This window comes from Leifsonia sp. NCR5 (genome assembly GCF_002105485.1).
GTDB lineage: Bacteria > Actinomycetota > Actinomycetes > Actinomycetales > Microbacteriaceae > Leifsonia.
The window spans coordinates 70433-95139 of sequence record NZ_NCSR01000007.1; the positions used below are offsets into that span (position 1 = coordinate 70433).

Annotated in this window: 27 protein-coding genes; 23 read left to right on the plus strand and 4 right to left on the minus strand. The window is 69.1% G+C overall.

Annotation, left to right across the window (positions count from 1 at the left end):
- The first annotated feature begins 5 nt into the window (after positions 1–5).
- The 11 genes from B7438_RS07990 (at position 6) to B7438_RS08040 (ending at position 9752) form a co-directional block, all read left to right on the plus strand.
- On the plus strand, positions 6–875 hold the full coding sequence (locus B7438_RS07990; protein WP_085369016.1) for an ABC transporter permease: 870 nt from the start codon (positions 6–8) through the stop codon (positions 873–875).
- Positions 872–1753 carry an ABC transporter permease gene (locus B7438_RS07995; protein ID WP_085369017.1) on the plus strand — a complete coding sequence of 294 codons (882 nt, stop codon included), beginning with the start codon at positions 872–874 and terminating at the stop codon, positions 1751–1753. Before B7438_RS07990 ends, B7438_RS07995 begins: the two co-directional genes overlap by 4 nt.
- 9 nt (positions 1754–1762) lie before the next feature.
- On the plus strand, positions 1763–2902 hold the full coding sequence (locus tag B7438_RS08000) for an ABC transporter ATP-binding protein (protein ID WP_085369018.1): 1140 nt from the start codon (positions 1763–1765) through the stop codon (positions 2900–2902).
- A 71-nt stretch (positions 2903–2973) separates the two neighbouring features.
- A complete protein-coding gene (locus B7438_RS08005) occupies positions 2974–4053 on the plus strand; it encodes an extracellular solute-binding protein (RefSeq protein ID WP_085369019.1) in 1080 nt (359 codons plus the stop codon).
- 65 nt (positions 4054–4118) lie between these two features.
- Positions 4119–4910, plus strand: coding sequence for an IclR family transcriptional regulator (locus tag B7438_RS08010; RefSeq protein WP_143465720.1), 792 nt, complete (start codon positions 4119–4121; stop codon positions 4908–4910).
- A complete protein-coding gene (locus tag B7438_RS08015; RefSeq protein ID WP_085369021.1) occupies positions 4891–5871 on the plus strand; it encodes a cyclase family protein in 981 nt (326 codons plus the stop codon). Before B7438_RS08010 ends, B7438_RS08015 begins: the two co-directional genes overlap by 20 nt.
- Before the next feature lie 17 nt (positions 5872–5888).
- Positions 5889–6608, plus strand: a complete 720-nt coding sequence (locus B7438_RS08020; RefSeq protein WP_085369022.1) for a CoA transferase subunit A — start codon at positions 5889–5891, stop codon at positions 6606–6608.
- Between the two features lie 12 nt (positions 6609–6620).
- On the plus strand, positions 6621–7292 hold the full coding sequence (locus B7438_RS08025; RefSeq protein ID WP_085369023.1) for a CoA transferase subunit B: 672 nt from the start codon (positions 6621–6623) through the stop codon (positions 7290–7292).
- On the plus strand, positions 7289–8461 hold the full coding sequence (locus B7438_RS08030; protein ID WP_085369024.1) for an acetyl-CoA C-acyltransferase: 1173 nt from the start codon (positions 7289–7291) through the stop codon (positions 8459–8461). Before B7438_RS08025 ends, B7438_RS08030 begins: the two co-directional genes overlap by 4 nt.
- A 72-nt stretch (positions 8462–8533) precedes the next feature.
- Positions 8534–9052 carry a DUF2127 domain-containing protein gene (locus B7438_RS08035; protein WP_085369025.1) on the plus strand — a complete coding sequence of 173 codons (519 nt, stop codon included), beginning with the start codon at positions 8534–8536 and terminating at the stop codon, positions 9050–9052.
- Positions 9053–9080: 28 nt separating this feature from the next.
- On the plus strand, positions 9081–9752 hold the full coding sequence (locus B7438_RS08040; protein ID WP_085369026.1) for a Type 1 glutamine amidotransferase-like domain-containing protein: 672 nt from the start codon (positions 9081–9083) through the stop codon (positions 9750–9752).
- Between the two features lie 9 nt (positions 9753–9761).
- Here B7438_RS08040 and B7438_RS08045 read toward each other — a convergent pair whose 3' ends face one another.
- A complete protein-coding gene (locus B7438_RS08045; protein WP_085369027.1) occupies positions 9762–10376 on the minus strand; it encodes a TetR/AcrR family transcriptional regulator in 615 nt (204 codons plus the stop codon).
- Positions 10377–10514: 138 nt separating this feature from the next.
- Here B7438_RS08045 and B7438_RS08050 point away from each other — a divergent pair, with 138 nt between their 5' ends.
- Positions 10515–10949: a DUF6069 family protein gene (locus B7438_RS08050; RefSeq protein ID WP_085369028.1), complete on the plus strand. Its 435-nt coding sequence runs from the start codon at positions 10515–10517 to the stop codon at positions 10947–10949.
- Here the strand turns inward: B7438_RS08050 and B7438_RS08055 are convergent.
- Together B7438_RS08055 and B7438_RS08060 are read right to left on the minus strand one after the other, a co-directional pair.
- Positions 10922–11596 (minus strand): phosphatase PAP2 family protein, encoded by a 675-nt coding sequence (locus B7438_RS08055; protein ID WP_085369029.1) that lies wholly within the window; start codon positions 11594–11596, stop codon positions 10922–10924. The genes B7438_RS08050 and B7438_RS08055 overlap by 28 nt on opposite strands.
- Positions 11597–11703: 107 nt before the next feature.
- Complete coding sequence (locus tag B7438_RS08060; RefSeq protein ID WP_085369030.1) at positions 11704–12417, minus strand: SDR family NAD(P)-dependent oxidoreductase; 714 nt, start codon at positions 12415–12417, stop codon at positions 11704–11706.
- 73 nt (positions 12418–12490) lie between these two features.
- Between B7438_RS08060 and B7438_RS08065 the strand changes: the two genes are divergently transcribed.
- A complete protein-coding gene (locus tag B7438_RS08065) occupies positions 12491–13030 on the plus strand; it encodes a TetR/AcrR family transcriptional regulator (RefSeq protein ID WP_085369031.1) in 540 nt (179 codons plus the stop codon).
- A 25-nt stretch (positions 13031–13055) separates the two neighbouring features.
- Here the strand turns inward: B7438_RS08065 and B7438_RS08070 are convergent, their stop codons facing one another.
- Positions 13056–13532 carry a hypothetical protein gene (locus B7438_RS08070; protein WP_085369032.1) on the minus strand — a complete coding sequence of 159 codons (477 nt, stop codon included), beginning with the start codon at positions 13530–13532 and terminating at the stop codon, positions 13056–13058.
- A gap of 253 nt (positions 13533–13785) precedes the next feature.
- Between B7438_RS08070 and B7438_RS08075 the strand changes: the two genes are divergently transcribed.
- From B7438_RS08075 to B7438_RS08120, 10 genes are all read left to right on the plus strand, one after another.
- Positions 13786–14031 (plus strand): hypothetical protein, encoded by a 246-nt coding sequence (locus B7438_RS08075; protein WP_143465722.1) that lies wholly within the window; start codon positions 13786–13788, stop codon positions 14029–14031.
- An 88-nt stretch (positions 14032–14119) separates the two neighbouring features.
- Positions 14120–14557: an Hsp20/alpha crystallin family protein gene (locus B7438_RS08080; RefSeq protein WP_085369034.1), complete on the plus strand. Its 438-nt coding sequence runs from the start codon at positions 14120–14122 to the stop codon at positions 14555–14557.
- Positions 14558–14727: 170 nt separating this feature from the next.
- Positions 14728–15984 carry an ABC transporter substrate-binding protein gene (locus B7438_RS08085; RefSeq protein ID WP_085369035.1) on the plus strand — a complete coding sequence of 419 codons (1257 nt, stop codon included), beginning with the start codon at positions 14728–14730 and terminating at the stop codon, positions 15982–15984.
- A complete protein-coding gene (locus B7438_RS08090) occupies positions 15981–16931 on the plus strand; it encodes a carbohydrate ABC transporter permease (RefSeq protein ID WP_085369036.1) in 951 nt (316 codons plus the stop codon). The genes B7438_RS08085 and B7438_RS08090 overlap by 4 nt, the downstream gene beginning before the upstream one ends.
- On the plus strand, positions 16921–17775 hold the full coding sequence (locus B7438_RS08095; protein WP_085369037.1) for a carbohydrate ABC transporter permease: 855 nt from the start codon (positions 16921–16923) through the stop codon (positions 17773–17775). The genes B7438_RS08090 and B7438_RS08095 overlap by 11 nt, the downstream gene beginning before the upstream one ends.
- Positions 17772–19097 (plus strand): family 1 glycosylhydrolase, encoded by a 1326-nt coding sequence (locus B7438_RS08100; protein ID WP_085369038.1) that lies wholly within the window; start codon positions 17772–17774, stop codon positions 19095–19097. The genes B7438_RS08095 and B7438_RS08100 overlap by 4 nt, the downstream gene beginning before the upstream one ends.
- 2 nt (positions 19098–19099) lie before the next feature.
- Positions 19100–20929, plus strand: coding sequence for a glycoside hydrolase family 2 protein (locus B7438_RS08105; RefSeq protein WP_179150759.1), 1830 nt, complete (start codon positions 19100–19102; stop codon positions 20927–20929).
- Between the two features lie 49 nt (positions 20930–20978).
- On the plus strand, positions 20979–22085 hold the full coding sequence (locus B7438_RS08110; RefSeq protein ID WP_085369039.1) for a LacI family DNA-binding transcriptional regulator: 1107 nt from the start codon (positions 20979–20981) through the stop codon (positions 22083–22085).
- A gap of 106 nt (positions 22086–22191) precedes the next feature.
- On the plus strand, positions 22192–24105 hold the full coding sequence (locus B7438_RS08115) for an arabinofuranosidase catalytic domain-containing protein (protein WP_085369040.1): 1914 nt from the start codon (positions 22192–22194) through the stop codon (positions 24103–24105).
- 80 nt (positions 24106–24185) lie between these two features.
- Positions 24186–24701, plus strand: coding sequence for a hypothetical protein (locus tag B7438_RS08120; RefSeq protein ID WP_085369041.1), 516 nt, complete (start codon positions 24186–24188; stop codon positions 24699–24701).
- Positions 24702–24707 lie beyond the last annotated feature (6 nt).

Genomic DNA, 24707 nt, shown 5'->3' on the forward strand with positions numbered 1-24707 from the left:
CACGGATGACGACGACGACGAGGCCACGGCGGCCGCGCCCGGCTTGGCTGCTCCTGGTGCCGGCACTCGGCCTGCTGGCCGTGGTGCTCCTGGTGCCCCTCGGCCAGAGCCTGGTGCGCAGCTTCGGCGCGCCCCAATTCACACTGGACCACTACGCGAAACTGTTCACGGACGGGGTCACCCTCACGGTCCTCGGCCGGACGGCGGTCACAGCGGTGATCGTGACCATCGTCGCGTTCCTGCTCGGCTACCCGTACGCCTACCTGATGACCAGGGTGGGACCACGGCTGCGCGGCGTGATGCTGGTGATCGTGCTCATCCCGTTCTGGACGTCGGTGATGGCGCGCAACTACGCCTGGATCGTGCTGCTGCAGCGCGGCGGACCGGTGCAGAGCGTCTTCGAGTTCTTCGGAGCGGGCGACATCGCGTTCCAGGGCAGCGTCCTCGGCGTCACGATCGCGATGAGCCAGGTGCTGCTGCCCTTCATGGTGCTTCCGCTGTTCAGCTCGCTGGGCGCCATCGACCGCCGGCTGCTGCTGGCAGCGCGCGGCTTGGGATCGTCGCCACTCGTGGCGTTCTGGAAGGTCTACTGGCCGCTCTCCCGCGGCGGTGTCGTCTCCGGGCTCATCCTGGTGTTCACGCTGAGCCTCGGCTTCTACGTCACTCCCGCGCTGCTCGGGTCCCCGCAGCAGTCGCTGATCGCCCAACTGCTCGCCCAGCGGACCACGCAGTTGCTCGACTTCGCCGGAGCAGGTGCCCTCGGCATCCTCGTGCTGGTGATCACGCTCGCGCTGGTCGCCTGGGCCAACAGGTTCGGCGGCACCATCTCGGCGATCGGCGTCACCAGCACATCCCCAACGAAGGAGCAGCGATGACCGCACTGCAGGAGCACGCGGCCCCGAGCATCAACGACGACGCGGCAGCGCAGCGCCGCGGAGGGCGGACCCGGCGCCGCCGCGACCGCGGGACCGACCCGATCCCCTGGTGGCTGATCGTCATCGGTGCGGCCGTCGCCCTCTACTTCATCCTCCCGACGCTGGTGGTCATCCCGCTCAGCTTCAGCTCGGCGTCCGCGTTCGAATTCCCGCCCACGGACTTCTCCCTGCGCTGGTACGAGAAGTTCTTCACCGACCCGATCTGGCTCACCTCGCTCGGCAACTCCTTCCTCGTGGCCATCCTGGCCGCGCTGATCGCGACCGTGGTCGGCACGGCGGCTGCGGTCGGGCTCGACCGGCTGGCTGGAAGGTTCGCCGGCTTCCTGCGCACGCTGCTGATGATCTCGATGGTCACCCCGGCGATCGTCGTGGCCGTGGCCGTGTACATCTCCTTCCTCCAGTGGCACCTGGTCGGGAGCCTGCTCGGCTACGTGCTCGCCCACGCGGCGCTCGGAGTGCCGTTCGTGCTGGTGTCCGTGTCGACGGCGCTCGGGGGGTTCGACGCGAATCTGCTGCGCGCCTCCGCCTCTCTCGGGGCAGCGCCGTTCCGGTCGTTCCTCACCGTGACCATGCCGCTGATCAGCCGAGGCGTGCTCACCGGAGCCATCTTCGCGTTCGTCACCTCGTTCGACGAGGTCGTGATCGCCCTGTTCCTGCGCTCGCCCACGTTCCAGACGCTCCCTGTGCAGATGTACAACAGCGTCACGTTCGAGCTCGACCCCACCATTTCCGCCTCGTCGAGCCTCGTCGTCGTCGCGGTGACCATCATCTTCCTCGTGCCGCTCATCGTCGGCAGCCGCAAGAAGAAGACCCGTTAGGAGACCGCCTTGACCCTCTCGACCCAGGAAACCGCCGTTCGGTCGGCGGCAGCAACGACCGCCCGTCAGGGCACCCGGATCCGGCTGGCGGACGTGACGAAGCAGTACGGCAATGCCGCCCCGGCCGTCGACCGCATCTCGCTCACGATCGAGCCGGGCGAGTTCATGACCCTGCTCGGCCCCAGCGGCTCAGGCAAGACCACGACGCTCAACCTCATCGCCGGATTCGAGACGCTGACCTCCGGCACCATCGCACTGAACGGAACCGACGTCGGATCGTTGCCTCCGCACAAGCGCAACCTCGGGATGCTGTTTCAGAACTACGCGCTCTTCCCACATCTGACGGTGGCGCAGAACATCGCGTACCCGCTCCGGGAGCGCAAGGTCCCGAAGGCCGAGATCGCTCAGCGGGTCGCCGCCGTGCTGGAGCTCGTCCAGCTTCCCGGGCGCGACGGCGACTATCCGTCGCAGCTCTCCGGGGGACAGCAGCAGCGCGTCGCACTCGCCAGGGCGATCGTGTTCAACCCGGCTGCGCTGCTCCTCGACGAGCCGCTCGGCGCACTCGACCGCAACCTGCGCGGGGCGCTGCAGACCGAGATCCGGCGGATCCACCGCGAGGTCGGCTCCACTTTCGTCTTCGTGACGCACGACCAGGAGGAGGCTATGAACCTCTCCGACCGGATCGCGCTCTTCAACAGCGGGCAGATCGAGCAGGTCGGCTCTCCTGAGCAGCTCTACCGGCGGCCGGACACGCTGTTCACCGCCCGTTTCCTCGGCGACTCCAACGTCTTCGACCTGTCGGACGCATCCATCGGCGCACGCGTCGGCTGGGAGGGCGAATCCTGGGCGGTCGACCCGGCGACCGTCGCCGACCATCCCGGCGTGAACGCGCACGCGGCAGTGGTCGTGCGGCCGGAGGATGTGCGCATCACCCTCGATGCCGCCCAGGTTCCCGCCGGCAGCAACACCGTGCGCGCCACCGTCCGCGACCTGGAGTACATGGGCTCCTATCGCACCGCCATGCTCGAGCTCGGCCGAACGCGACAGCTCGGCCGGGCCCGCATCGACGCTCTCGACTCCACCGTGCTCCTCGGCGACGAGGTGACCGCCTGGTGGAAGCCGGAACGCCAGCGGATCGTCGCCGCCTGACCGCGGCGCACCGCACCACCCCCCTCCCGCACCGAACCCACCAGCACCACCCGACAAAGAAGGAAACGACAATGGTGTCCAGATCCAGGACCTTGCCCATCGGCGCCGCCGCACTCGCGGTCACCGCCCTGCTCTCCGGATGCGCAGGCGGCAGCGCCGGCGCCCCCAGCAGCACCAGCGCGAAGGCGGACGCGCCCGCGACGATCACGTACGTCGGCTACGGCGGCGCCGGCCAGGACGCACAGATCCAGGCCTGGCAGAAGCCATATACCGCTGCGCACCCGAACATCACGTTCGTGAACACCTCGCCGCCCGACGTCGCCCAGGTGAAGGCGCAGGTCGACAGCGGCTCCGTGCAGTGGGACGTCGTGGCGACCGCGCCGTACGCCGCGCAACAGAACTGCGGCACGCTCTTCGAGAAGCTCGACCTGTCCAAGGTCGATCAGAGCCAGCTCGTCAAGGGCACCGTGGGCGACTGCTACATCGGCAACTGGATCAACGCCACACCGATCGCGTACCGCACGGACGCCTTCCCCAACGGCGGCCCGAAGACCGTCGCCGACTTCTTCAACAAGAAGCGGTTCCCCGGGCAGCGCGGCATCGTCACCAACCTGCAGAACGGCATCCTGGAGTACCCGCTGCTGGCGGACGGCGTGAAGCCGGACGACCTCTACCCGCTCGACGTCGACCGCGCGCTCGACAAGCTCAGCGAGATCCGCGACGTCACGACGTTCGCGCCCAACGTGGGAGCGCTGCAGCAGGCGGTCCAGTCCAAGCAGGTCGACATGTTCCTGCTGCCGGACTCCCGGCTGGTGCCCCTGCTCCAGAGCGGGATGAAGCTGACCATCGTCTGGGACGAGACCGTCGCTGCGCTCAACGCCTTCGCGATCCCCAAGGGAGCGCCGAACAAGAAGGCGGCGGTCGACTTCATCTCCAGCGTGATCGAGCCGGAGCAGGTCGCGAAGATCTCCGAGCTGCTCGGCGTCGCCCCGGTGAACAAGGAGGCGAAGCCGAAACTCGACCAGTACACCAAGCAGGTCCAGGTCTACGGTCCGGTCAACAAGGGAGGCACTGTGCTCCAGGACGTCGACTGGTACGCGAAGAACTTCAACGAGACATCCACCAAGCTGACCACCTGGCTCGCCGGGTGATCACCCGCCCCGCGCTCGGGTCTTTCCGCCCCGACGATGTCCACACCCTGAACTACGCTTCAGGCATGGCGAACATCGAAGGCAGTGGCGAAGCATCCGGATCCGACATCCAGGCGGTCGCCCGCGTCGGCCAGATCTGCTCCCTCTTCGGTCCGCACACGACCGATCTGACGGCAGCAGAAGTGGCTGAGCGGCTCGGCCTGAACCGCACCACGGCGTATCGATACTGCGCGTCGCTCGCTGCGGCAGGGATCCTCGAGCGCGGGGCGAGGCGCGGATCGTTCGCCCTCGGCGGGCTCATGCTCCAACTCGGGATCCACGCCCTCACCCGGCGCCGGGTGACCGAGATCGCGCCGCCGTACCTCGCCGAGCTGAGCGCCGCCGTCCGCATGACGGCGGTGCTCAGCCTCTGGGGAGCCCGCGGCCCGGTCGTCGCACTGGTCGAGGAGGACAGGAGCAGGACCGCCGTCGTCACCGTGCGGGCCGGCTCCCAGCTCGACGCGACGGCCGCCCAGACGCGGGTCTTCCTCGGCCACCTGGACGACGAGCGCGCCTTCGGCTGGGTAACGGAGGGGGCGACGTCCGCTGAACGGGCCGAGCTGGAAGCTGCCGTATACACGGCCAGGCGATCCGGATACTGCATCACCCCGCAGTCCGGCGGCGTCTTCTCCCTCGCGGCCCCTGTCTTCGACGAATACGGGATCGCTGCCACCGTCGGCCTCCTCGGCGCAGACCCGCAAGCCGACCTCACGGCCGGCTCGCCCATCATCACCGCACTCTTGAACACGACGGCGGCGCTCACCAACGAGCTCCGCCGCATCCCGGACGGACGACCACATGAGAATCCCGACCTATGACGAGCTCGCCACCGCGACTCCTCCCCGCTCGAGCTGGGGCGTCTTCGGCGCCGACGACCGGCTCGGCACCATCAACTTCCTGACCCCCGACCGCGTCGCAGACGCCGCGCGTCTCGTGCGCACCGGCCGCCGGTTCGGACTCGACCACCCGATCACCGCGTTCGAGCCGTATCCCACCGGCACCCGCCGGCCGCTCGAGCACCACATCTTCTCCAACAACGAATGGCACAGGGACGACTACGTCGACTCCTTCTATCTGCAGTCGTCGTCGCAGATCGACGCCCTGCGCCACATCGGGCATCCCGAGCACGGCTTTTACAACGGCTTCTCCTCCGCGGACAACACCGCCGGCTCGATCGAGCTCGGGGTGCACACCTGGGCGGACGCCGGCATCGTGGGCCGGGGCGTGCTGCTCGACCTGCCCCGCTACTTCACCGCGATCGGCGAGCCGTACGATCCGGCGTCGACCATCGTCGTGGATGCGGCGATGCTCGACGACATCGCCGCCAGGCAGAACGTGTCGTGGCACGGCGGCGACCTCCTGCTCCTGCGCACGGGCTGGGCAGAGCAATACCTCGCGAAGACGCCGGAGGAGCGGCTGCGGACCCCGTGGCGTCAGTCGCCCGGGCTCGCACAGCGCGAGGAGGTGCTGCGCTGGCTGTGGGACCACGAGATCGCCCTCGTGGCCGCCGACAACCTCGCGGTCGAGGCCGACCCCGTCCTGGACAGCGACTTCCGCACCCCCGGCGAGAAGCCACCGCCCCGCGGGGTCGACCACAGCGGGATGCTGCACCGCCCGCTGATCGCGCTCCTCGGCATGGCACTCGGCGAGCTGTGGAAGCTGGACGAGCTCGCCGCGGACTGCGCGGCGGACGGGGTCTACGAGTTCCTCCTCACCTGCAAACCGCTCAACCTGCTCGGCGGCGTCGGCTCCCCGCCGAACGCGATGGCCATCAAGTGAGCGCCGGACGGAGTGACGTGTCCGGCGCGTCCAAGATCTGGAGCACTGCCGCAGAGGCGCTGCACGAGGTGGTGCACGACGGGTCCGTGATCGCTGTCGGCGGCTTCGGGCTGAGCGGCAACCCCACCGACCTCATCGAGGCCCTGCGGGACACAGGTGCGACCGGGCTCACCATCGTCTCCAACAACATGGGCGTCGACGGGAAGGGCCTCGGGCTGCTGCTGGAGAACCGGCAGGTCGCCAGGGTGATCGCCTCGTACGTCGGCGAGAACCGGCTGTTCGCCCAGCAGTACCTCGACGGCGTCCTGGAAGTGGAGTTCACCCCGCAGGGCACCCTCGCGGAGCGGCTGCGCGCCGGTGGCGCCGGCATCGCCGGCTTCTACACGAAGACGGGCGTCGGCACACCGGTGGCGGAGGGCAAGCCGGTCGAGGTGTTCGACGGCGAGCCGTACATCCTGGAACGCGGGATCGTCGCGGACGTCGCGCTGGTGCACGCCTGGCTGGCGGATCGAGAGGGCAATCTCGTCTACCGCCGCACCGCCCGCAACTTCAACCCGCTGGTCGCGACCGCCGGGCGGATCACCATTGCGGAGGCCGAACAGGTGACGGACGACTGGATCGACCCCGATGCCGTGGTGACCCCCGGCATCTTCGTGCAGCGTCTGGTGACCGCGCGCCCACGGGTCAAGGACATCGAACAGCGGACGGTCCGGCCCCGGATCACCGCGGACGCGTAGGAGGAGAAGACCGTGGCATGGACCAGAGACGAGATGGCGGCCATCGCGGCCTCCGAACTGCGCGACGGCGAGTACGTCAACCTCGGAATCGGCATCCCGACGCTCGTAGCCAACCACCTGCCGCCGGGCGTCCGGGTGACCCTGCAGAGCGAGAACGGCCTCCTCGGAATGGGCCCCTTCCCCTACGAGGGCGAGGAGGACGCCGACCTCATCAACGCCGGCAAGCAGACCGTCACGCTCCTCGACGGCGGCAGCTGCTTCGATTCGGCGACCTCGTTCGGGATGATCCGCGGCGGCCACGTATCGATCGCCGTTCTCGGCGCTCTCCAGGTCGCAGCCAACGGCGACCTGGCCAACTGGACCATCCCCGGCCGGCTGGTGAAAGGGATGGGCGGCGCGATGGACCTGGTCGCCGGCACGCCCAGGGTCATCGTGCTCACCGACCACGTCTCCAAGGACGGGACCCCGAAGATCGTGACCACCTGCGATCTGCCACTCACCGGAGCAGGGGTCGTGGACAGGATCATCAGCGACCTCGCCGTCTTCGACGTCACCCCCGCCGGGCTGGTGCTGCGGGCGACGGCGCCCGGCGTCACGGAGGCCGAGCTGCGGGAGAAGACGGCGGCGGCGTTCACGCTGCCGGAGTCGCAGCCCGTCTTCTCCGCCGGGGTGGTGTCCGCGTGACCGCACTCATCGTCGGGTACGCGCGCACCCCGTTCGTCCGGTACACCGGACAGTTCGCCGCCGTCCCGGCGACCGAGCTGGGAGCCACCGCCGTCCGCGGCGCGCTGGAGCGCGCCGGGATCGCCGCAGCCGAGGTGGATGCGGTGTTCGCCGGGCAGGTGCTCCAGGCCGCGGCGGGGCAGAATCCGGCGCGCCAGACCGCTGTCGGAGCCGGGATCCCGCTCACCGTTCCGGCGATGACACTCAACGCCGTGTGCTTGTCCGGGATGGAGGCCGTCGTCACCGGTGCGAGGCTCATCGACGCGGGAGAGGCCTCCATCGTCGTGGCCGTCGGCCAGGAGTCGATGTCGCTCGCACCCCATGCCTGGCCGGGATCGCGGGCGGGCTCCCGGTACGGTGCGATCGAGCTGGTCGACACCCTCGAACGGGACGGCCTCACCGACGCGTTCGAGAAACGGTCGATGGGCTCCTCGACGGAGGACGGGAACACGCGACTCGGCCTCGACCGCGCCGAGCAGGACGCGTGGGCGGCGGCGTCGCACCAGCGGCTGGCGGTGTCGGCCGACGCGCAGGCCGCGGAGATCGTCCCTGTCGGCGTTCCGGGAAGGAAGGGCCAGGTCATCGTCACGGCAGACGACGGGCTCCGAGCCGACACCACGGTGGAGTCCCTCGGCCGGTTGCGGACGGCCTTCGGCGCAGACGGCACCATCACGGCGGGCAACTCGTCGCAGATCACGGACGGCGCAGCCGCCGTGGTGCTGATGAGCGCGGAAGCCGCGGCGGCTCGCGGCATCGCGGGCATCGCCCGCGTCCGCTCGCACGCGTTCGTCGCCGGCCCGGACGTCTCGCTGCACGCCCAGCCCGCCCGTGCCATCCATGCCGCCCTGACGACGGCGGGACTCTCGTCGACGGAACTGAGCGCCGTGGAGATCAACGAGGCCTTCGCGGCCGTCGCCGTCCACTCGACACGCGAGCTCGGCGTCGACCCCGCCATCGTCAACACACACGGAGGCGCGATCGCGCTCGGTCACCCGATCGGAGCATCCGGAGCCAGGATCGTCGGTCACCTGGCACGCAGGCTGACCGCGCTCGGAGCCGGCTCGCTCGGCGCCGCGGGCATCTGCGGCGGTGGAGGTCAGGGATCCGCGGTTGTGCTCGAGGCGGTGTGACGGCGCGTTCTGCTCCGCCCAGGGGATCGCCGACAATGGTTGTTGACGGCGCATCCGAGAAGCGGGGGAACGATGAGGGAGCGAGTACTCGACCTGGTGTTCCTCGTCGGGGTGCTCTTCAAAGGAATCGACGGGCTCCTGGAGACGATCGGCGGGATCGCGCTGCTTTTCGTGACGCCCGGCCAGGTGAAGTCCGCCGCCCATGCCGCGACGTCGAAGGAGCTCACCGAGGATCCGCACGACCTCGTCGCCAACCTTCTCGTGCACGGCGTCTCTCACCTGCACACCGGGAGTCAGATGTTCATCGCGGCCTACCTGGTGCTGCATGGTGTGGTGAAGCTGGCGATCGTCGTCGCGCTGCTGGTCGGATCCCGGCGCGTCTACCCGTGGGCGATGGCCGCGCTCGGTGTGTTCGTGGTGTTCCAGATCTACGAGCTCGTCACGGCGCCGTCCGTCGGGGTGGTCGTCCTGACCATCCTGGATGTGGTGATCATCTGGCTCACCTGGCGCGAGTGGCGCCGGAACCGCGAGCTGCGGAAAACCTGGCGGGGCACCGTCGACTGGATCTTCCGCCGGCATGTCACGAGTTAGGATTCCAGGCATCGGACGGGGGACGAGGATGAAGCTGCTGCTCACATCGGGCGGGGTCACCAACGACAGCATCCGCGCATCGCTGATCGGGATGCTCGGAAAACCGATCGCCGACAGCCGCGCCCTCTTCATCCCCACTGCGCAGTGGGGGCAGCCGCTCTGCAGCCCGGAGAGCGTGTGGCGGTCGACGGCCGACCGCTGGGAGGGCGATGGCGGGCTCGTCGGGCTCGGCTGGAAGTCGGTGGGCGTGCTCGAACTGACGGCACTGCCGAGCATCGCGGAGGAGCGCTGGATGCCGTGGGTGCGCGACGCCGATGTGCTGCTGGTCGACGGCGGGGAGGCGAGATTCCTCTCCACGTGGATGCTCCAGTCCGGCCTGGCCGGGATGCTGCCTGAACTCGTCGACACCGTCTGGGTGGGAGTGAGTGCCGGGAGCATGGTGCTGACTCCGCGCGTGGGGACGGAGTTCCTCGATTGGCAGCCGGAGGGGCCGGACGAGACGCTCGGCCTGGTCGACTTCTCGATCTTCCCGCACCTGGATTACCCGGGCTGGACGGAGAACACGCTCGAGGCCGCGCGGCGCTGGGCCGAGCGCATCCCGGGCCGGTCGTATGCGATCGACGATCAGACCGCGATCGCCGTGGTCGGGGGCCGTGTCGAGGTGATCAGCGAGGGGCACTGGGAGCAGTTCGACCGCTGACGCCGCGGTTCACGGGGTCGAGCGTGTCGCCGATCCGGGCGACTGCCCCAGAGCCGGAAGGACCACCCAGTCGATGAGCTCGGTCACCGCATCCTCGTCGAGGTACTGCTTGCGCAGCACGACGCTGCCGAACGCGGCGGTGGGCACGAGCCCCGCGATGAGGGCGACCGGGACGTCGGCGGGCACGACCCCTCTGGCGATCCACCGTTCGATGACCTCCCTCAGCGCAGCGGCCGGCGGACTGCCGACGTCGCGGTTGGCGGCCTGATAGAGGTCCGGGTCGCTGCCGAGGGCGCTGAGCAGGCTGGCCAGGATGCGGCCGGAGCGTTCGTCGGAGCCGGCGAAGTGCATCGCGGTGCGGCGGAGGTCCTCGCGTAACGAGCCGGTGTCCTGCGGGTCGAGCCTGGTCTGGGTCGCGCGCACGGCGGCGACGACCAGATCGACCTTCGTCTCCCAGCGGCGGTAGATCGCCGACTTGCCGCAGCGGGCACGCGCCGCGACAGCGGCGATCGTCGTGCCGACGTACTCCCGCTCGATCAGCAGATCTTGGGTCGCCTCGATGATGCGGTGCTCGAGCCCGGAGTCCCGGGGTCGACCGGAGGGCTGCGTCGCGTCGGCGGACATGGGAGAGGAGTCTACCTTCCGGGTTCGGGTGTTCCCGTAAATTGCTTGCCGAATTACGGTACTTAAGAGTACCGTAACCAATTACGAGAACGGCGTATCCGTAATGGGCGCCCGTTCCCCCGACCGTTTGGAGGAGTCATGGCAACAACCTCGGCCACCGCAGCACCGGTGGCGGCACTCTCGAAGCCGCGCGTCGCGGTCATCCTCGTCGTCGCGGTCGCCATCGCGATCGCGCTCAACGCCGTCGTGGCGACCATCGCGAAAGCGGCGGGCGCCCCGGCCGACTTCGGCGGACTCTCCGTGCCCGCGTACGTCTCGATGACGATCCTCGGCGTCCTGGCGGGGTGGATCGGCTGGCGCCTGGTGGAACGTCACGCGCGCAATCCGCGCAGGGCGCTCACCATCCTCGTCCCCGTGGTCCTGCTGCTGTCGTTCATCCCGGACATCCTGCTGGCGGTACTCCAGTTCATGCCGGGCGCGACGGGCACCGCGATCCTCGCGCTGGTGGCGATGCACATCGTGGTGGCCGCGGTCGCAGTGCCGGCCTACGTGCTCGCATCCCGGTCGCGCTGACGGGCGGACGGCCTCAAGCGCAGAAACAGGGCGGCGCAGACCAGGGCGACCACGACCATCCCGAGGCCGAGAACCGCGCCGGCCGCGACGTCGTGGATGTAGTGGGCGCCCTGCGCGACCCGGTCGAACGCGACAATCGCGGCGCATCCGAAGGCCGCAGCCATCACGGCGAACCGGCGGGACAGCACTGCGATGACGGCGGCGGCCGCGAAGGCGAGCGTCGCGTGGTTCGACGGGAACGACCAGTCGCCGAGCGGCGCGCACTCCTCCGCCAGCGGCCACCGCTGACAGGGGCGCAGCTCCGTGACGAGCAGCTTGATCGACTCGCTCGCCGCGTACGCGATCCCGACCGAGACGACCAGGGCGACCACGCGGACCCGGGCGGCCGGTTGCCGCCGCCAGCTCAGGACGATGGCTGCGGCCACTCCGGCGGCGAGCGCCACCAGCGCAACCTCCGAGAGGAGGCCCACGCCGGGCACGCCCGCCGAGACGGCGACGAGCCACCTGGTGGCGACGACGCTCAGGCTTCCGGGGAACGGCATCACCAGCACGAGCGCACTGAGGGCGACGGCGGACGCGAACAGCACACGCTGCGGCACGGTCGGGAGGGCGGCGAGCACGGCGGTGCGGAGGGGAACGGTGGGCATACCCGGACGCTATCCGGGCGGCTGCGTGGCTCTCATCCGTCGCTCGACGGGTCTTGCTACACAGAACGAATGACTTCTCCGAAGCGCCCGAGCACCCTGGCGCCCGGTCACCACGGCACCGTCTCCCCGTTCCTGTCGAGGTACTGCAGGCCGGCCGCGCCGCGCTGCGCATCCACCGTGTCGACCAGCGGCGGGATGCTCTCCTCGATGCGCAGCGTCGCGCCCGAGCCGCCCATGTCGGTCTGCACCCAGCCGGGGGCTGTCAGCAGGAGCGTGCGATCCTCGCTGTCGTGCCGGGCCGCGTAGCTGCGCATCAGCTGGTTCAGCGCCGCCTTGCTGGCGCGGTAGACCTCGAACCCGCCGGTGTGGTTGTTGGCGACGCTCCCCTGTCCGGACGACATGACGGCGATGGTGCCGTCCGGCGCGACCAGGTCGTCCAGCGCCTCGACGGTGCGGATCACGCTGAGCACATTCGTGTACATCATCCGTTCGAACTCGTCGTCCAGGATGTCGGCGGCGATGGCGTTCCGGGGGACGAGCGCGATGCCGGCGACGATGAACAGCAGGTCGAAGGTGCGCCCGGAGAGACGCCTGCTCAGCGCATCCACCTCGTCCCGTTTCGTGATGTCGACGTGCTCGATCTCGACCGCGTCTCCCGCCCGCTCGGCGAATGCATGCAGGGGCGTCGGCGCGTCGCCGCGCACGGTTCCCACGACCCGGGAGCCGCGGGCGACGTACTCCTCGACGATCGCCTCGCCCAACCCTCGGGATGCGCCGATCACGAGCACGGTCCTGTTCGGACTGGTCGTGTGTGTGTCCATGTTCTTCTCGTTTCACTCAACTATTGTTGAGTGAAACAATACCACTCTCACTCAACCGCTGTAGAGTGAATGCGTGGATGAGCCGATGACGCGCGCAGAGCGACGAGCGGCGACCGCCGCGAAGATCCTCGAGGCAGCACAGACCGAATTCGGCGAGCGCGGCGCCGACGGCGCGACCGTGCGCGGAATCGCGCAGCGCGCGGGTGTCGACCCGTCGCTCGTGCTGCAGCACTACGGCTCGAAGCAGGCGCTGTTCGCCCTGGCGGTCCGGCCGGCGCCCGACCTGAGCGCCGAACAGGTGCCGCAACACCTGGCGGAGGTCCTGGATCTCCGGCTGCGCGAGCTGCCGCCGCACACGAAGGCTCTCGTGCGCTCCATGCTCACCTCGCCGGAGGCGGCGACGGTGATGCGCGACTATCTGGAAGACCGGGTCGACAACCTGGCGCGCACGAGCGACCGCGACGACGCCCGCCTGCGCGCGGCCGTGCTGGTGTCGAGCATCCTCGGGATGACGATCGCCAGGCACTTCGTCGACCTCCCCGAGCTCGACATCGACAGCGACGACATCGCCGCGGTCGTCGAGCCGTGGTTCGGGATGCTGCTGGCGGACTGACCAGAGGCCGCAGGCCGCGTGAGCGTCACGGCTGGTGCGTGACCGTCAGCTCCGGCGAGCCGAACGGGAACGGGAAGACGATCGTCCCACCGTCGGCGAGCGTGTCGATCGGGAACAGCATCATCCAGGTCAGGGCGATGGCGCCGGAGACGAGCGCGATGGCGATGATCAGCCCGGCGGCGCGGTCGAGGAGACGCAGGGCATCCGTGACGGTCGCCGAGTTGCGGGCGATCCTGCCGATCACGACGAACAGGATGACTGCGAAGGCGGCGTAGACCAACCAGCTCGGGCGCAGCGCGATGTTCCTGCAAGTGGTCTGCACCACACCATCCGATGCGCCGCTGTCCGAGCAGGCGCCGACGCTGCCCGTGCAGAGCATCGTGTAGACGACCGCCGCGATGCCCGTCGTGATCAGCACGCGTCTCAGCCGGACCAGGATGGGTCCGGCGGGGAGCCGTGAGAGCTCCCCCAGCTCGACCTTCGGTCCCGTCAGTGTCGGCATCACAGTCCCCCTGTCTCGATGTCGATCGCCATTCTGCCCGAACCCACACCCGCTCGTCGAGCGCCGCCGCAGGGACGCGTTCTCCCCCGGTTCCGGCCGGGGTGAGGAGGCGCGCTCGGAGCACTTGCGAGCCATCGAACAGTGTTGTAAAACATATGCATCAACTGATCCACATCCTCTCTGGGTCGCGGAGTCGGGCCTCGGCATCCGGCTTCGCGGCGGCACGCGACGACAGGTATGGAGGTGATGAACCGTGACAGTGGCGGACGTGGTCGAGCAGACCGCGGACGAGTTCGCGGAGATCCTCTGCTCCGATCAGGAGTGGGTGGACGCGGAGTTCGAGCAGATCGTCTCCGGCTTCTGGGATGCGCCGGCGACGACGGCCGACGCCCCTCGGTCGCGGGACGCGGCCGCGCATCCCGATCGGCGGACGACGTCGCATCCGCACGGCGGACCGCGAGCACCGGAGCCGCGCGCATCGATCCGGTCACCACCGTGACACCGGGCCAGGACGCCTGGCCATGCCGACACCACGAACAAAACCCGGCGGCACCGTGCCGCCACACCGATGGAAGGAGAATCTCACCATGTCGATGTCATTTGATCCTTTCAGCCAGCTGGACAGGATCGCCCAGAGCGTGTTCGACACCAGCAGGCAGCCGCGGCTGATGCCCGTCGACCTGTTCCGCGAGGGTGACCAGTACGTGCTCAACGCCGACCTCCCCGGCGTCGACCCCGGTTCGGTCGACGTGGACGTCGACGGTCACCTGCTGACGATCAGGGCGCAGCGGTCGGCCGCCAACCGGGAGAACTCGCGCTGGCTGGCCCAGGAGCGGCCGTTCGGTTCATACCTGCGCCAGTTCACCATCGGCGACGACGTCGATGCTGAGCGCATCAGCGCCAGCTACGACAACGGCGTGCTCAGCGTCGTCATCCCGGTCGTCGAGCGGGCCAAGCCGCGGAAGATCCGCGTCGACTCGGCCGCCGACCACCAGAACGAGAACCAGAAGGCGGTCGTCGCCTAGCAGTGCCATCGGGGCGGGGTGGTTGCCGGCAACCACCCCGCCCCGTCACGTCTCTCCCCCACCGCAGATCGACTGCATTGTGCTCTGTCGCCTTCGTCGTCTACTATCTGCTTTAACGATGAAGCACCATTCATCCGATCATCGTTACCTTCGCTCAAGGGAGAGACTCCATGCGCTACAAGAAACAGCTCGCGGTCGTCGCGGTCGCGACCGCGGTCGGCCTGCTCGCCACCGGATGCTCCGGTGGCGGCTCCAACTCCGGCGATCCCGTCAAGCTCACGGTGTGGACAGGATTCACCGGTGGAGACGCACCGGGCTACGAACAGATCGTCAAAGACTTCAACGCCTCGCAGAAGAAGATCACCGTGACCATGTCGGCCGAGCCGTGGGACACCATCCAGCAGAAGCTGCCGTCCGCGTGGATGACCGGGCAGGGCCCGGACATCGCCGCCCCGGCCTCCGACCCCAACGTCATCGCGCAGTACGTCAAGACCAAGTCGGTGCTGCCAATCACCAAGACCGGTGACTCCGCGACCACGATCAACGTCTCGAAGTTCGCTCCGGCCCTGGTCGATGAGTTCACCTACAACGACAAGCTCTACGCGGTGCCCGCCAACTACGCCACCCTCAGCCTCTACTACAACAAGGCGCTCTTCACCGCAGCGGGCGTCACCCCGCCCACCACGGTCGACGAGCTCAAGGCGGCTGCCAAGAAGCTCACCACGGACGGAAAGTACGGGCTCGTGCTCGCCGACAACAACACCATCCAGATGTGGCCGGTGCTGCAGTGGCTGGAAGGCGGAGACATCGTCGACGCGAAGAACTGCAGCGTCCTTTCCAGCACCAAGGGCCGGGACAGCCTGAAGCCGTGGGTCGACCTCGTCGTCAACGACAAGATCTCGCCTGTCGGCCTCACCGGGGCCGAAGCGGACGCCCTCTTCTCCGCCGGCAAGGCCGCGATGGAGATCAACGGGCCCTGGGCGGCGCCCGGATACAAGAAGGCCGGCATCGACCTCGGCATCGTGCAGGTGCCCGTCGCCGCGTCCGGCAAGCCGGTGACCCTCGGCTCCACGGCGCCGCTCGCGATCTCGGCCAAGACCAAGCACCCGGAGGAGGCGCAGGAGTTCCTCGCGTACTGGACGGGCAAGGTCGCGCAGAAGAAGTTCTCGCTCTCGACCGGCTTCCCGTCGCTGCGCACCGACCTCGCCGACGACTCGGAGCTCGCGGCCAACCCGGTCGTGAAGGTGTTCTCGTCGCAGGTGCCGGACTCCCGCCTCTACCTCCCGCAGGTGCCGAACGCGACCCAGGTCGACTCCGACGCGTACGTGCCGCTGATCGGCAGCCTCACCAGAGGCACCGGCATCGACGACGGCACATCCACCGCATCCAAGAAGATCGACGAACTCACGGGCTGCTCCAGCAAATGACCGTCATCACCAGGGCCCGGGAGTCGCACGACGGCTCCCGGGCCCGCCCCACCGCACACGGGGAGCAGCCGCGGAGGCGCAGGCGCTTCCGCGTAGGTCCCGCCCTGCTCTTCATCGCCCCCAGCTTCCTCATCCTCGGCGTCTTCGTGCTCTGGCCGATCCTGGTGTCGTTCTGGTACAGCCTGCACGACTGGACCATCGGCGCCGACGACCAGCCCTGGGTCGGCTTCGACAACTACATCAAGCTCACCCAGGACCCGCGATTCTGGGATGCGCTCGTCCACACCACGCTCATCACGGTCATCTCCGTGGTCGGGATCGTCGTGGTCGGCCTCGCGCTGGCACTCGCCCTCGCCGCGGAAGGACTCGGCACCCGCATCATCCGGTCGGCGTTCTTCTTCCCCACCGTCGTCTCGCTGACCTCGATCGGCCTGGTCTGGCGGTTCCTGCTCGACCCCGAGCTCGGGCTCATCGGCGGGATCACGTCGGCGCTCGGCCTCGGCAAGGTCGGGTTCCTGCAGTCGCCGGAGCTCGCCCTGCCGACGATCATCTTCGTGAACATCTGGAAGAACGCCGGATTCGTCATGATCATCCTGATCGCCGGCCTCAAGGGCATCCCGTCGGAGCGTTACGAAGCGGCCAGGCTCGACGGCGCAGGCGCGGTGAACCTGCTGCGCTACATCACCCTCCCCGCACTGCGGCCGACGATGCTGTTCGCGACGCTCATCATGACCATCCAGTCGTTCCAGCTGTTCGACCTGGTCTACGTGATGACGGGAGGCGGTCCGCTGTTCTCGACGGAGACCCTGGTCACCCTGCTGTTCCGCGAGGGTTTCGTGAACTTCCACACCGGATACGCGGCGGCGATCTCGTGGGCGCTGTTCCTCGTGATCGTCGTCATCTCCGCCCTCCAACTCAGAATCTTCAGGTACAACGATGTCGACTGACACGCTGCGCCGGCGCACGGTCCGGCCATCCACCCGCTTCGCGGACGTCTCGAAGTGGATCTTCGTCGGCGTGGGGCTCGTGCTCGCCCTCGTCCCCTTCATCTGGATGCTGTCCACCTCGTTCCGCACCGAGAAGGACCTCTTCAGCAACCCGGCCAGCCTGTTCCCCACCGAGTGGACGCTGCACGGCTACCAGGGCGTGTGGGAGCAGCTGCCGTTCCTGCTGCTGGTGTTCAACACGATCGTCTTCGCCGGAGTCACCACCCTGCTGACCCTGCTGTTCGATTCGATGTGCGCGTACGCGCTCGCCAGGATCGACTTCCCCGGCAGGAACATCGCGTTCTGGCTGGTGCTCGTCACGCTGATGGTGCCGTTCCAGGTCACCCTCATCCCGGTGTTCATCGAGCTGTTCCACCTCGACTGGCTGAACACCTATCAGGGGCTGATCATCCCGCGCGCCACCAGTGCGTTCGGCATCTTCCTGTTCCGTCAGTTCTTCGTCTCCATCCCGCGCGACCTCGACGAGGCCGCCAGGATCGACGGGGCAGGACACCTCCGCATCTACTGGCAGATCATCCTGCCGCTGGCGAAGCCGGCCATCGCAACGGTCGCCGTGCTCAACTTCACCGCGCTCTGGAACGACCTGCTCTGGCCGCTCGTCGTCACCAGCACCTCCGAGATGCGCACCCTCCCCGCCGGGCTCGCGCTGTTCGGCGGACAGCACGTGACCGACCACGCCGTGCTGATGGCCGGAGCCGTGATCTCGCTGCTCCCCATCGCCATCGCCTTCTTCCTCGCGCAGCGATACTTTGTCGCCGGCGTCGCAACGACAGGACTCAAGTGACCACATTCATCGAAGGCTTCCCCCACGACCGGCTGCGCTGGCTGATCGGCATCGAGGACACCTGCGTCTATCCGGCCCCCGGTTCGTCGATGGGCGCGCTCAACGAGTTCGCCCTCACCGGGCACGACGAGCACTGGCGGGAGGACCTGGCCACCGCATCCGGGCTCGGGGCGACCGGTCTGCGCTACGGGGTCAGCTGGCCGCTCGTGCACGTCGCCCCTGGCCGCTTCGACTGGAGCGCTCTGGACGAGCGGATCGACGTCGCCGTCAACGAGCTCGGCCTCACGGTGATCGCCGACCTGGTGCACTACGGGACGCCGACCTGGCTCGACGGCTCGTTCGCCGACCCGGTGTTCCCGGAGGCGCTCGCGGAGTTCGCCGGGGCGTTCGCCGAACGCTATCGCGGAGTGGTCGACCACATCACGCCGCTCAACGAGCCGATCACCACGGCGTCGTTCTGCGGGCTGCGCGGCGTCTGGCCGCCCGCGCTGACCGGCTGGGACGGCTGGACGACCGTGGCGGTCGGGATCGCCAGGGGCGTGCAGCGGGCGGTCGCCGCGATCCGGGATGCGAACCCCGGCGCCGTCGTCGTCCACGTCGAGGCGTCGCAGCTCTACGAGACGACGGACGACGCGCTGCTGGCCGAGGTCGAGCTGCTGCGCTCGCTGTCCACGCTGCCCACCGACCTCATCCTGGGCAGAGTGGATGCCGCGCACCCGCTGCACGACTGGCTCACCGGCAACGGGGCGGCAGAGGAGCACCTGGCCGAGCTGCTTTCCGGCGCTCCCACCATCGACATCCTGGGCGTCAACTACTACCCAGACCTGACCCCGCGCATCCTGGAGGTGGTCGACGGGGCCACCAGGCAGGTCACCGCGAACCGCTGGGCGGACGGGCTCCGCACGGTGCTGCTGCGCTGGGAGGAGCGGTACGGGATGCCGATGCTGGTGACGGAGACGAGCATCGAGGGCACCCAGCGGGTGCGCCGCGACTGGCTGGAGGCCGCGACGGAGACCGTGCGCACGCTGCACGGGGAGGGCGTGGACATCCGCGGCCTCACCTGGTGGCCGCTGCTCGACTTCGTCGACTGGTCGTTCGCCTCCGGTGGGCGCAACGTCGAGGAGTTCGTGCTGCATCCGGAGACCTCGCACGACGCGACATCGGAGACGTTCGCCGACCCGGCAGCCGGGGTCACCCCCTTCCTGCGCAGGATGGGACTGATCGAGCTGAGCGAGGGCGACGACGGGTCCCTGCTGCGCACGCCGACGGAGGCAGCGCCGTCGTTCCCGCGCGAAGCGGCAGCACTGCCGGAAGGGCTCTGAGCGTGGCGGGGACGCTCCGGGCGAGCGCGCTGACCATCGCGCGGCCCAGACCGCAGCTGCTCAGGGAGGATTGGGCGGAACTCGACGGCACCTGGGGTTTCGCGTACGACGATGCAGAGGTCGGCGAGCGGGAGGGCTGGCACACCGCCGGCCACCGGCTGGCAGGGACCATCGCCGTGCCGTACCCTCCGGAGAGCCCGGCATCCGGGGTCGGAGACGACCGGTTCCACGACGTGGTCTGGTACCAGAGAGAGGTGTCGTGGGAGGACGTGCTCGAAGCGGGCTTCTCCTCCGGCCGGCCCCGCGTGCTGCTGCACTTCGGTGCTGTCGACTACCGCGCGAGCGTGTGGCTGAACGGCATCCCGGTCGGCAGCCACGAGGGCGGTCACACGCCGTTCACCCTCGACATCACGACGGCGATCGTCGACGGTGGCGTGCAGCTCATCACGGTGCGGGCCGAAGACAGGGCCGCCGACGTGGAGCAGCCGCGCGGCAAGCAGGACTGGCAGGAGGACGCGCACATCATCTGGTACCGGCGCACCACCGGGATCTGGCAGCCGGTCTGGCTCGAAGCGACGCCCGAGGTGTTCGTCGAGCAGTTGCACCTGACCCCGGATGTGCCGGGCGCAGCGGTCGCGTTCGAGGTGAACCTGAACCGGCCTTCGGCGCCTGGCACGCGCTGCCGCATCCGGTTGCTGCTGGGCGACGAGACGATCGCCGAGCTCACCACCGCGGTGAGCGGCCAACGCCATGTCGGCCAGATCACGGTGCCCCGGCTGCGGAACGGGCAGGACCGCGACCGCATCCTGTGGTCACCAGATTCGCCTGTCCTGGTGGATGCGACCGTCACCGTCGAGACACCGGGCGGCGACGCCGACACCGTGTACAGCTACCTCGGGCTGCGGTCGGTGGATGCGCGCGACGGCAGCTTCCTACTCAACGACCGTCCCGTCGTCCTCCGTTCCGTGCTCAGTCAGGGCTACTGGCCGCAGTCGCACCTGGCCGCACCGGATGAGCGGGCGCTCCTGCACGAGGTGGAGCTGATCCTGTCGCTCGGCTTCAACTCCGCCAGAGTGCACCAGAAGATCGAGGACCCGCGCTTCCTCTATTGGGCGGACAGGCTCGGGCTGATGCTGTGGGCGGAGGCGCCGGCGGCGTACGTGTTCTCCGCGACGGCGGTCGAGCGGCTGACCAGCGAGTGGATGCGCGCGGTCGACCGCGACCGGTCGCACCCCTCGGTGATCACCTGGGTGCCGCTGAACGAGAGCTGGGGCGTGCAGGACATCGCGCACTCGCCGGCGCAGCGCGCGTTCGCCCGCGGCCTGGCCGACCTGACCAGGGCACTCGACCCGACGCGTCCGGTGATCACGAACGACGGCTGGGAGCACCTCGAATCGGACATCTTCTCCGTGCACGACTACGACGCGGATCCGGAGACGGTGCGGTCGCGCTACCTCGACGGTGCAGCCCGCGACGCCCTCCGGCACGGCATCGGTCCGTGCGGGCGGGCGATGGTGCTCACCGACGCGCTCCGCGACGACGCCCCGCTGATGCTGACGGAGTTCGGCGGCATCGAGTTCGCCGCGGGGAGCGGCCCGGCCGCGGAGGACAGCTGGGGGTACTCGACGGCAGACACGCACGAGCAGTTCGAGGACCGGTTGCGTTCCCTCTACCGGGCGGTGCAGGCCAGCACCGTGCTCGCCGGCACCTGCTACACGCAGCTGACCGACACGATGCAGGAGGCGAACGGCCTCTGCACGGAGGACAGGACGCCCAAGCTCGCCGCGCACACCATCCGGGAGATCGTCACCGGGGCCGCAGAACCGTCATGAGATACGGTAAGGATCGCACGGGCGAGGCCCCCACGGGAAGGAACCGGACATGCCAGAACGGGCGAGCGCCAGGCGCGTCACCCTTCGCGACATCGCCGAGAAGGTGGGCATCACCCCGTCAGCCGTCTCGATGGCCCTCGCCGGGAAGCCGCGCATCGGGGACGACACGCGCAAGGCCGTGCTCGCCGCCGCGTCGGAGCTCGGTTACGTGCCCAGCTCGGCCGCCCGCGCCTTGCGCAGCCAGCACGCAGGCACCATCGCGCTGATCGTCCCCACCACGGCGACGCACGTGTTCGGGCACAGCTACTTCATGCTGGTGCTCGAGGGCACCTCCTCGGTCGCCAACGAGAACGACGTGCAACTGCTCGTCTCCACGAACCCGGACAACGAGCACGGGCTGGCCGCGTACGAGCGCGTCATGCGCTCCAACAGCGCGGACGGCGCGATCCTCACCAGCGCGGCGATCGACGACCCGACGGTCGAGCGTCTGATCGCGAGCGGCCTGCCCGTCGTGATGATCGGCAACTTCCCGTACCTGCCGTCGGCGGTGACCGTCGGCATCGACGACCGTGCGGCATCCCGTGCGATCACCGAGCACCTGATCACGGCGCACGGCAGGAGCAGACTGCTCCACCTCTCCGGTCCGCTCGATCACCAGACCGGCGCAGACCGGCGCGACGGATTCCTGGATGCGGTGCGCGCCCACGGCGTGGAGGATGCGTCGCTGGTCATCGAGGGAGACCTCAGCGAGGCATCCGGCGTGACGGCGGTGCGTGAGCTGGGCGACGGCGTCTCCGCGTTCGACGGGATCGTCGCCGCCAACGACGACATGGCGTTCGGCGCGCTGACAACGCTGCGGAGCGCATCCATCGACGTGCCGGGCGCTGTCGCGATCGTCGGCTTCGACGACTTCGGGCTCGCACGGGTGACCACGCCGAGCATCAGCACCGTGCGCGTGCCCGCGCAGCGGATCGCCCGGATCGCGAGCGAGCGGCTGTTCGCGATCATGGCGGGGGTCGACGGCTGGCAGCGGCACGAAGTGGGCGTCGACCTGGTGCTGCGGCAGTCCTGTGGATGCACGGCTCAGGATGCGACGGAGGCCGACGCGGTCGTCGTCCCGGTCGCGCCGGCTGGCACGGGAGGGGTAGCGGGCTGACGCTCGCGGGCCATACACTCTGTTTAATCGTTAAAGCACTCGTTTTCGCCGATGCTTTAACGATGAAGCTCCTGCAAGCAACGACGCTGGAAAGGAAGGAAACACCGTGCACACCGTCTCAACGACGACCGGCAAGCGGTATCTCACCGCCGCGCTGGGCCTCTTCACCCTCGTACTCGCCCTCGTCTTCTCCCCTCTGGCGGCCCCCGCCCCCGCTTCGGCGGCCGGCGACGGGCCGTGCGACATCTACGCGGCGGGCGGAACGCCCTGCGTCGCGGCGTACAGCCCGGCGCGCGCCCTCTACGCCTCGTACAACGGCCCGCTCTACCAGGTGAAGCGCGCCTCCGACGGCGCCTCCAGGAACATCGGCGTGCTCTCGGCAGGCGGATACGCCGACGCGACGCAGCAGGACAACTTCTGCTCCGGCACGACCTGCGTCATCCCGATCGTGTACGACCAGTCCCCCAACCACAACGACCTCACGCCCGCCCCGGCCGGCGAGCAGGGAGCAGCCAACGCCCCGGCGGACGCCGGCGCGCTCCCCATCACGGTCGCAGGGACGAAGGCATACGGCCTCTACCTTCCCCCGGGGGTCGCATACCGCCGGTCGAGCACGGTGACCATCGGCACGGCACGCGGCGCGAGCCCGGAGTCGATGTACATGGTCGCCAGCGGAACGAACGTCAACAGCGCGTGCTGCTCCGACTTCGGGAACGTCGAGACCGACACCGTCGACACCGGCGCAGGGCACATGGACACGCTCAACCTCTCCACCCTCGGCGCGAACGGAGCCACCGGGCACGGCCCGTGGGTGCAGGCTGACCTCGAAGAGGGCGTCTTCCAGGGCAAGACCGCGGTGTGGACGCCCAACCAGGGCAACGCCTCCAAATTCGTCACCGCCGTGCTCAAGAACAACGGCGTCGACACCTTCGCGCTCAAGGGAGGCAACGCGCAGTCCGGTGGGCTCTCCACCTGGTACAACGGCGCCCTGCCGGACGGCACAGACCGGTTCGGCAGCACCTGGAAGCCGATGAAGCTCGAGGGCTCGATCGGGCTGGGAGCCGGCGGCGACAACTCCAACCGCGGCACGCAGTCCTTCTTCGAGGGCGTGATGACGAGCGGCTACGCGACGGACGCCACCGAGAACGCCGTGCAGACGAACATCGTCTCCCAGAATTACCAGGGCGTGAGCACGGGCGGCGGACCGGGCAGGACCATCGTCGGTCCTGGCGGGAAGTGCGTCGACGTGGCGGGGGACGATGTCGGGGGCAACCTCGCCACGGTGCAGCTGTGGGACTGCAAAACCCTCGCCGCCGATCAGCACTGGGTCGGCAGCGCGCTGCGTGAGGGAACGCTCAACACGCTCGGCCGCTGCCTCGACGTCGACGGCAACGTGACGACCCTCGGAACGGGCGTCGAGCTCTACGACTGCAACGGTGCTGGCGGCCAGCAGTGGATCCCGCAGGCCGACGGCTCGATCAAGAACCCCGCATCCGGTCTCTGCCTGGATGCGCCGAACGGCAACACGGCCAACGGCACGCCGCTGAGGATCTGGACCTGCAACGGCGCCGCCGCGCAGAAGTTCACCGTGGCGACCCCGATCCTGTACCCCGTGGCCGGCGCCGCGTCGAAGTGCGTCGACGTCGCCGGCGACGACGTGAACGGCAACGGAGGGGTCGTGCAGCTCTGGACCTGCCAGAACGTGGTCACGGGCGCGCCGGGCGGCCGGGCGGAGGCGCGCGACCAGCAGTGGACGTACAACCCCGCCGACCAGAGCGTGCGGACCATCGGCCGCTGCCTCGACATCGACGGCAACTCCACGGTGATGGGCACCGGCGTCGAACTGTACGACTGCAACAACGTCGGCGGCCAGCACTGGGTGCCGCAGGCCAACGGGGCTCTGCTGAACCCCGCATCCGGATACTGCCTCGACTCCCCGAACGGCGCGACCGCCAACGGGACAGCGCTGCGGATCTGGGTGTGCAACGGGGCTCCTGCCCAGCGGTTCGTCCTGAACTGAGCGGCGGTGGGGGCCTGGGCGCGATGCGCATCCGGGCCACCCACTAGCCCGCCGGCGCCGCGCGCGTACGATGACCCGACATGAACACAACCGGATGGATCATCCTGATCGTCGTCGTGGTGGTGGTGATCGCGATCATCGTCGTGATCGCCATGACAGCGGGACGGCGACGGAAGCAGGAACTCGACCGGCACCGGGCGGAGGAGCTCCGGGTCGCCGCCCGCGACGACGACCTCGCCGCGCGCGAACGGGAGGCCAAGGCGTCCCAGGCCGAGGCGGACGCGAAGCAGGCGGAGGTCGAAGCCGAACGGCGACGCCGCGATGCTGAAGCGCACGCCGCCGAGGCGCGCGACGCCCGCGCATCGGTCGACGAGAAGCTGACGAAGGCCGACGCGGTCGACCCCGACGTGCGCACGGATAGGAACGGTGCGAGGACCGTGGACGCGGATCGGACCGTGGAGGCCGACCGGACAACGGCAGCCGACCGGGCCGTCGACGACGACCGCCGCGAGCCGCGCCACAGCGAGCCGCGGATGGACATGGGCGGCAGCGACCGCACGACGAGCACGCCGCCGCCCCCGCCGCCGGCGCGCTGACCGGCG

Coding starts and splice junctions, on each gene's coding strand:
- B7438_RS07990 (WP_085369016.1), top strand. CDS start 6: ATGACGACGACGACGAGGCCACGGCGGCCGCGCCCGGCTTGGCTGCTC.
- B7438_RS08095 (WP_085369037.1), top strand. CDS start 16,921: ATGTCGACTGACACGCTGCGCCGGCGCACGGTCCGGCCATCCACCCGC.
- B7438_RS08060 (WP_085369030.1), bottom strand. CDS start 12,417: ATGGACACACACACGACCAGTCCGAACAGGACCGTGCTCGTGATCGGC.
- B7438_RS08090 (WP_085369036.1), top strand. CDS start 15,981: ATGACCGTCATCACCAGGGCCCGGGAGTCGCACGACGGCTCCCGGGCC.
- B7438_RS08015 (WP_085369021.1), top strand. CDS start 4,891: ATGAGAATCCCGACCTATGACGAGCTCGCCACCGCGACTCCTCCCCGC.
- B7438_RS08045 (WP_085369027.1), bottom strand. CDS start 10,376: ATGTCCGCCGACGCGACGCAGCCCTCCGGTCGACCCCGGGACTCCGGG.
- B7438_RS08035 (WP_085369025.1), top strand. CDS start 8,534: ATGAGGGAGCGAGTACTCGACCTGGTGTTCCTCGTCGGGGTGCTCTTC.
- B7438_RS08110 (WP_085369039.1), top strand. CDS start 20,979: ATGCCAGAACGGGCGAGCGCCAGGCGCGTCACCCTTCGCGACATCGCC.
- B7438_RS08080 (WP_085369034.1), top strand. CDS start 14,120: ATGTCGATGTCATTTGATCCTTTCAGCCAGCTGGACAGGATCGCCCAG.
- B7438_RS08120 (WP_085369041.1), top strand. CDS start 24,186: ATGAACACAACCGGATGGATCATCCTGATCGTCGTCGTGGTGGTGGTG.
- B7438_RS08005 (WP_085369019.1), top strand. CDS start 2,974: ATGGTGTCCAGATCCAGGACCTTGCCCATCGGCGCCGCCGCACTCGCG.
- B7438_RS07995 (WP_085369017.1), top strand. CDS start 872: ATGACCGCACTGCAGGAGCACGCGGCCCCGAGCATCAACGACGACGCG.
- B7438_RS08050 (WP_085369028.1), top strand. CDS start 10,515: ATGGCAACAACCTCGGCCACCGCAGCACCGGTGGCGGCACTCTCGAAG.
- B7438_RS08055 (WP_085369029.1), bottom strand. CDS start 11,596: ATGCCCACCGTTCCCCTCCGCACCGCCGTGCTCGCCGCCCTCCCGACC.
- B7438_RS08070 (WP_085369032.1), bottom strand. CDS start 13,532: ATGCCGACACTGACGGGACCGAAGGTCGAGCTGGGGGAGCTCTCACGG.
- B7438_RS08085 (WP_085369035.1), top strand. CDS start 14,728: ATGCGCTACAAGAAACAGCTCGCGGTCGTCGCGGTCGCGACCGCGGTC.
- B7438_RS08010 (WP_143465720.1), top strand. CDS start 4,119: ATGGCGAACATCGAAGGCAGTGGCGAAGCATCCGGATCCGACATCCAG.
- B7438_RS08040 (WP_085369026.1), top strand. CDS start 9,081: ATGAAGCTGCTGCTCACATCGGGCGGGGTCACCAACGACAGCATCCGC.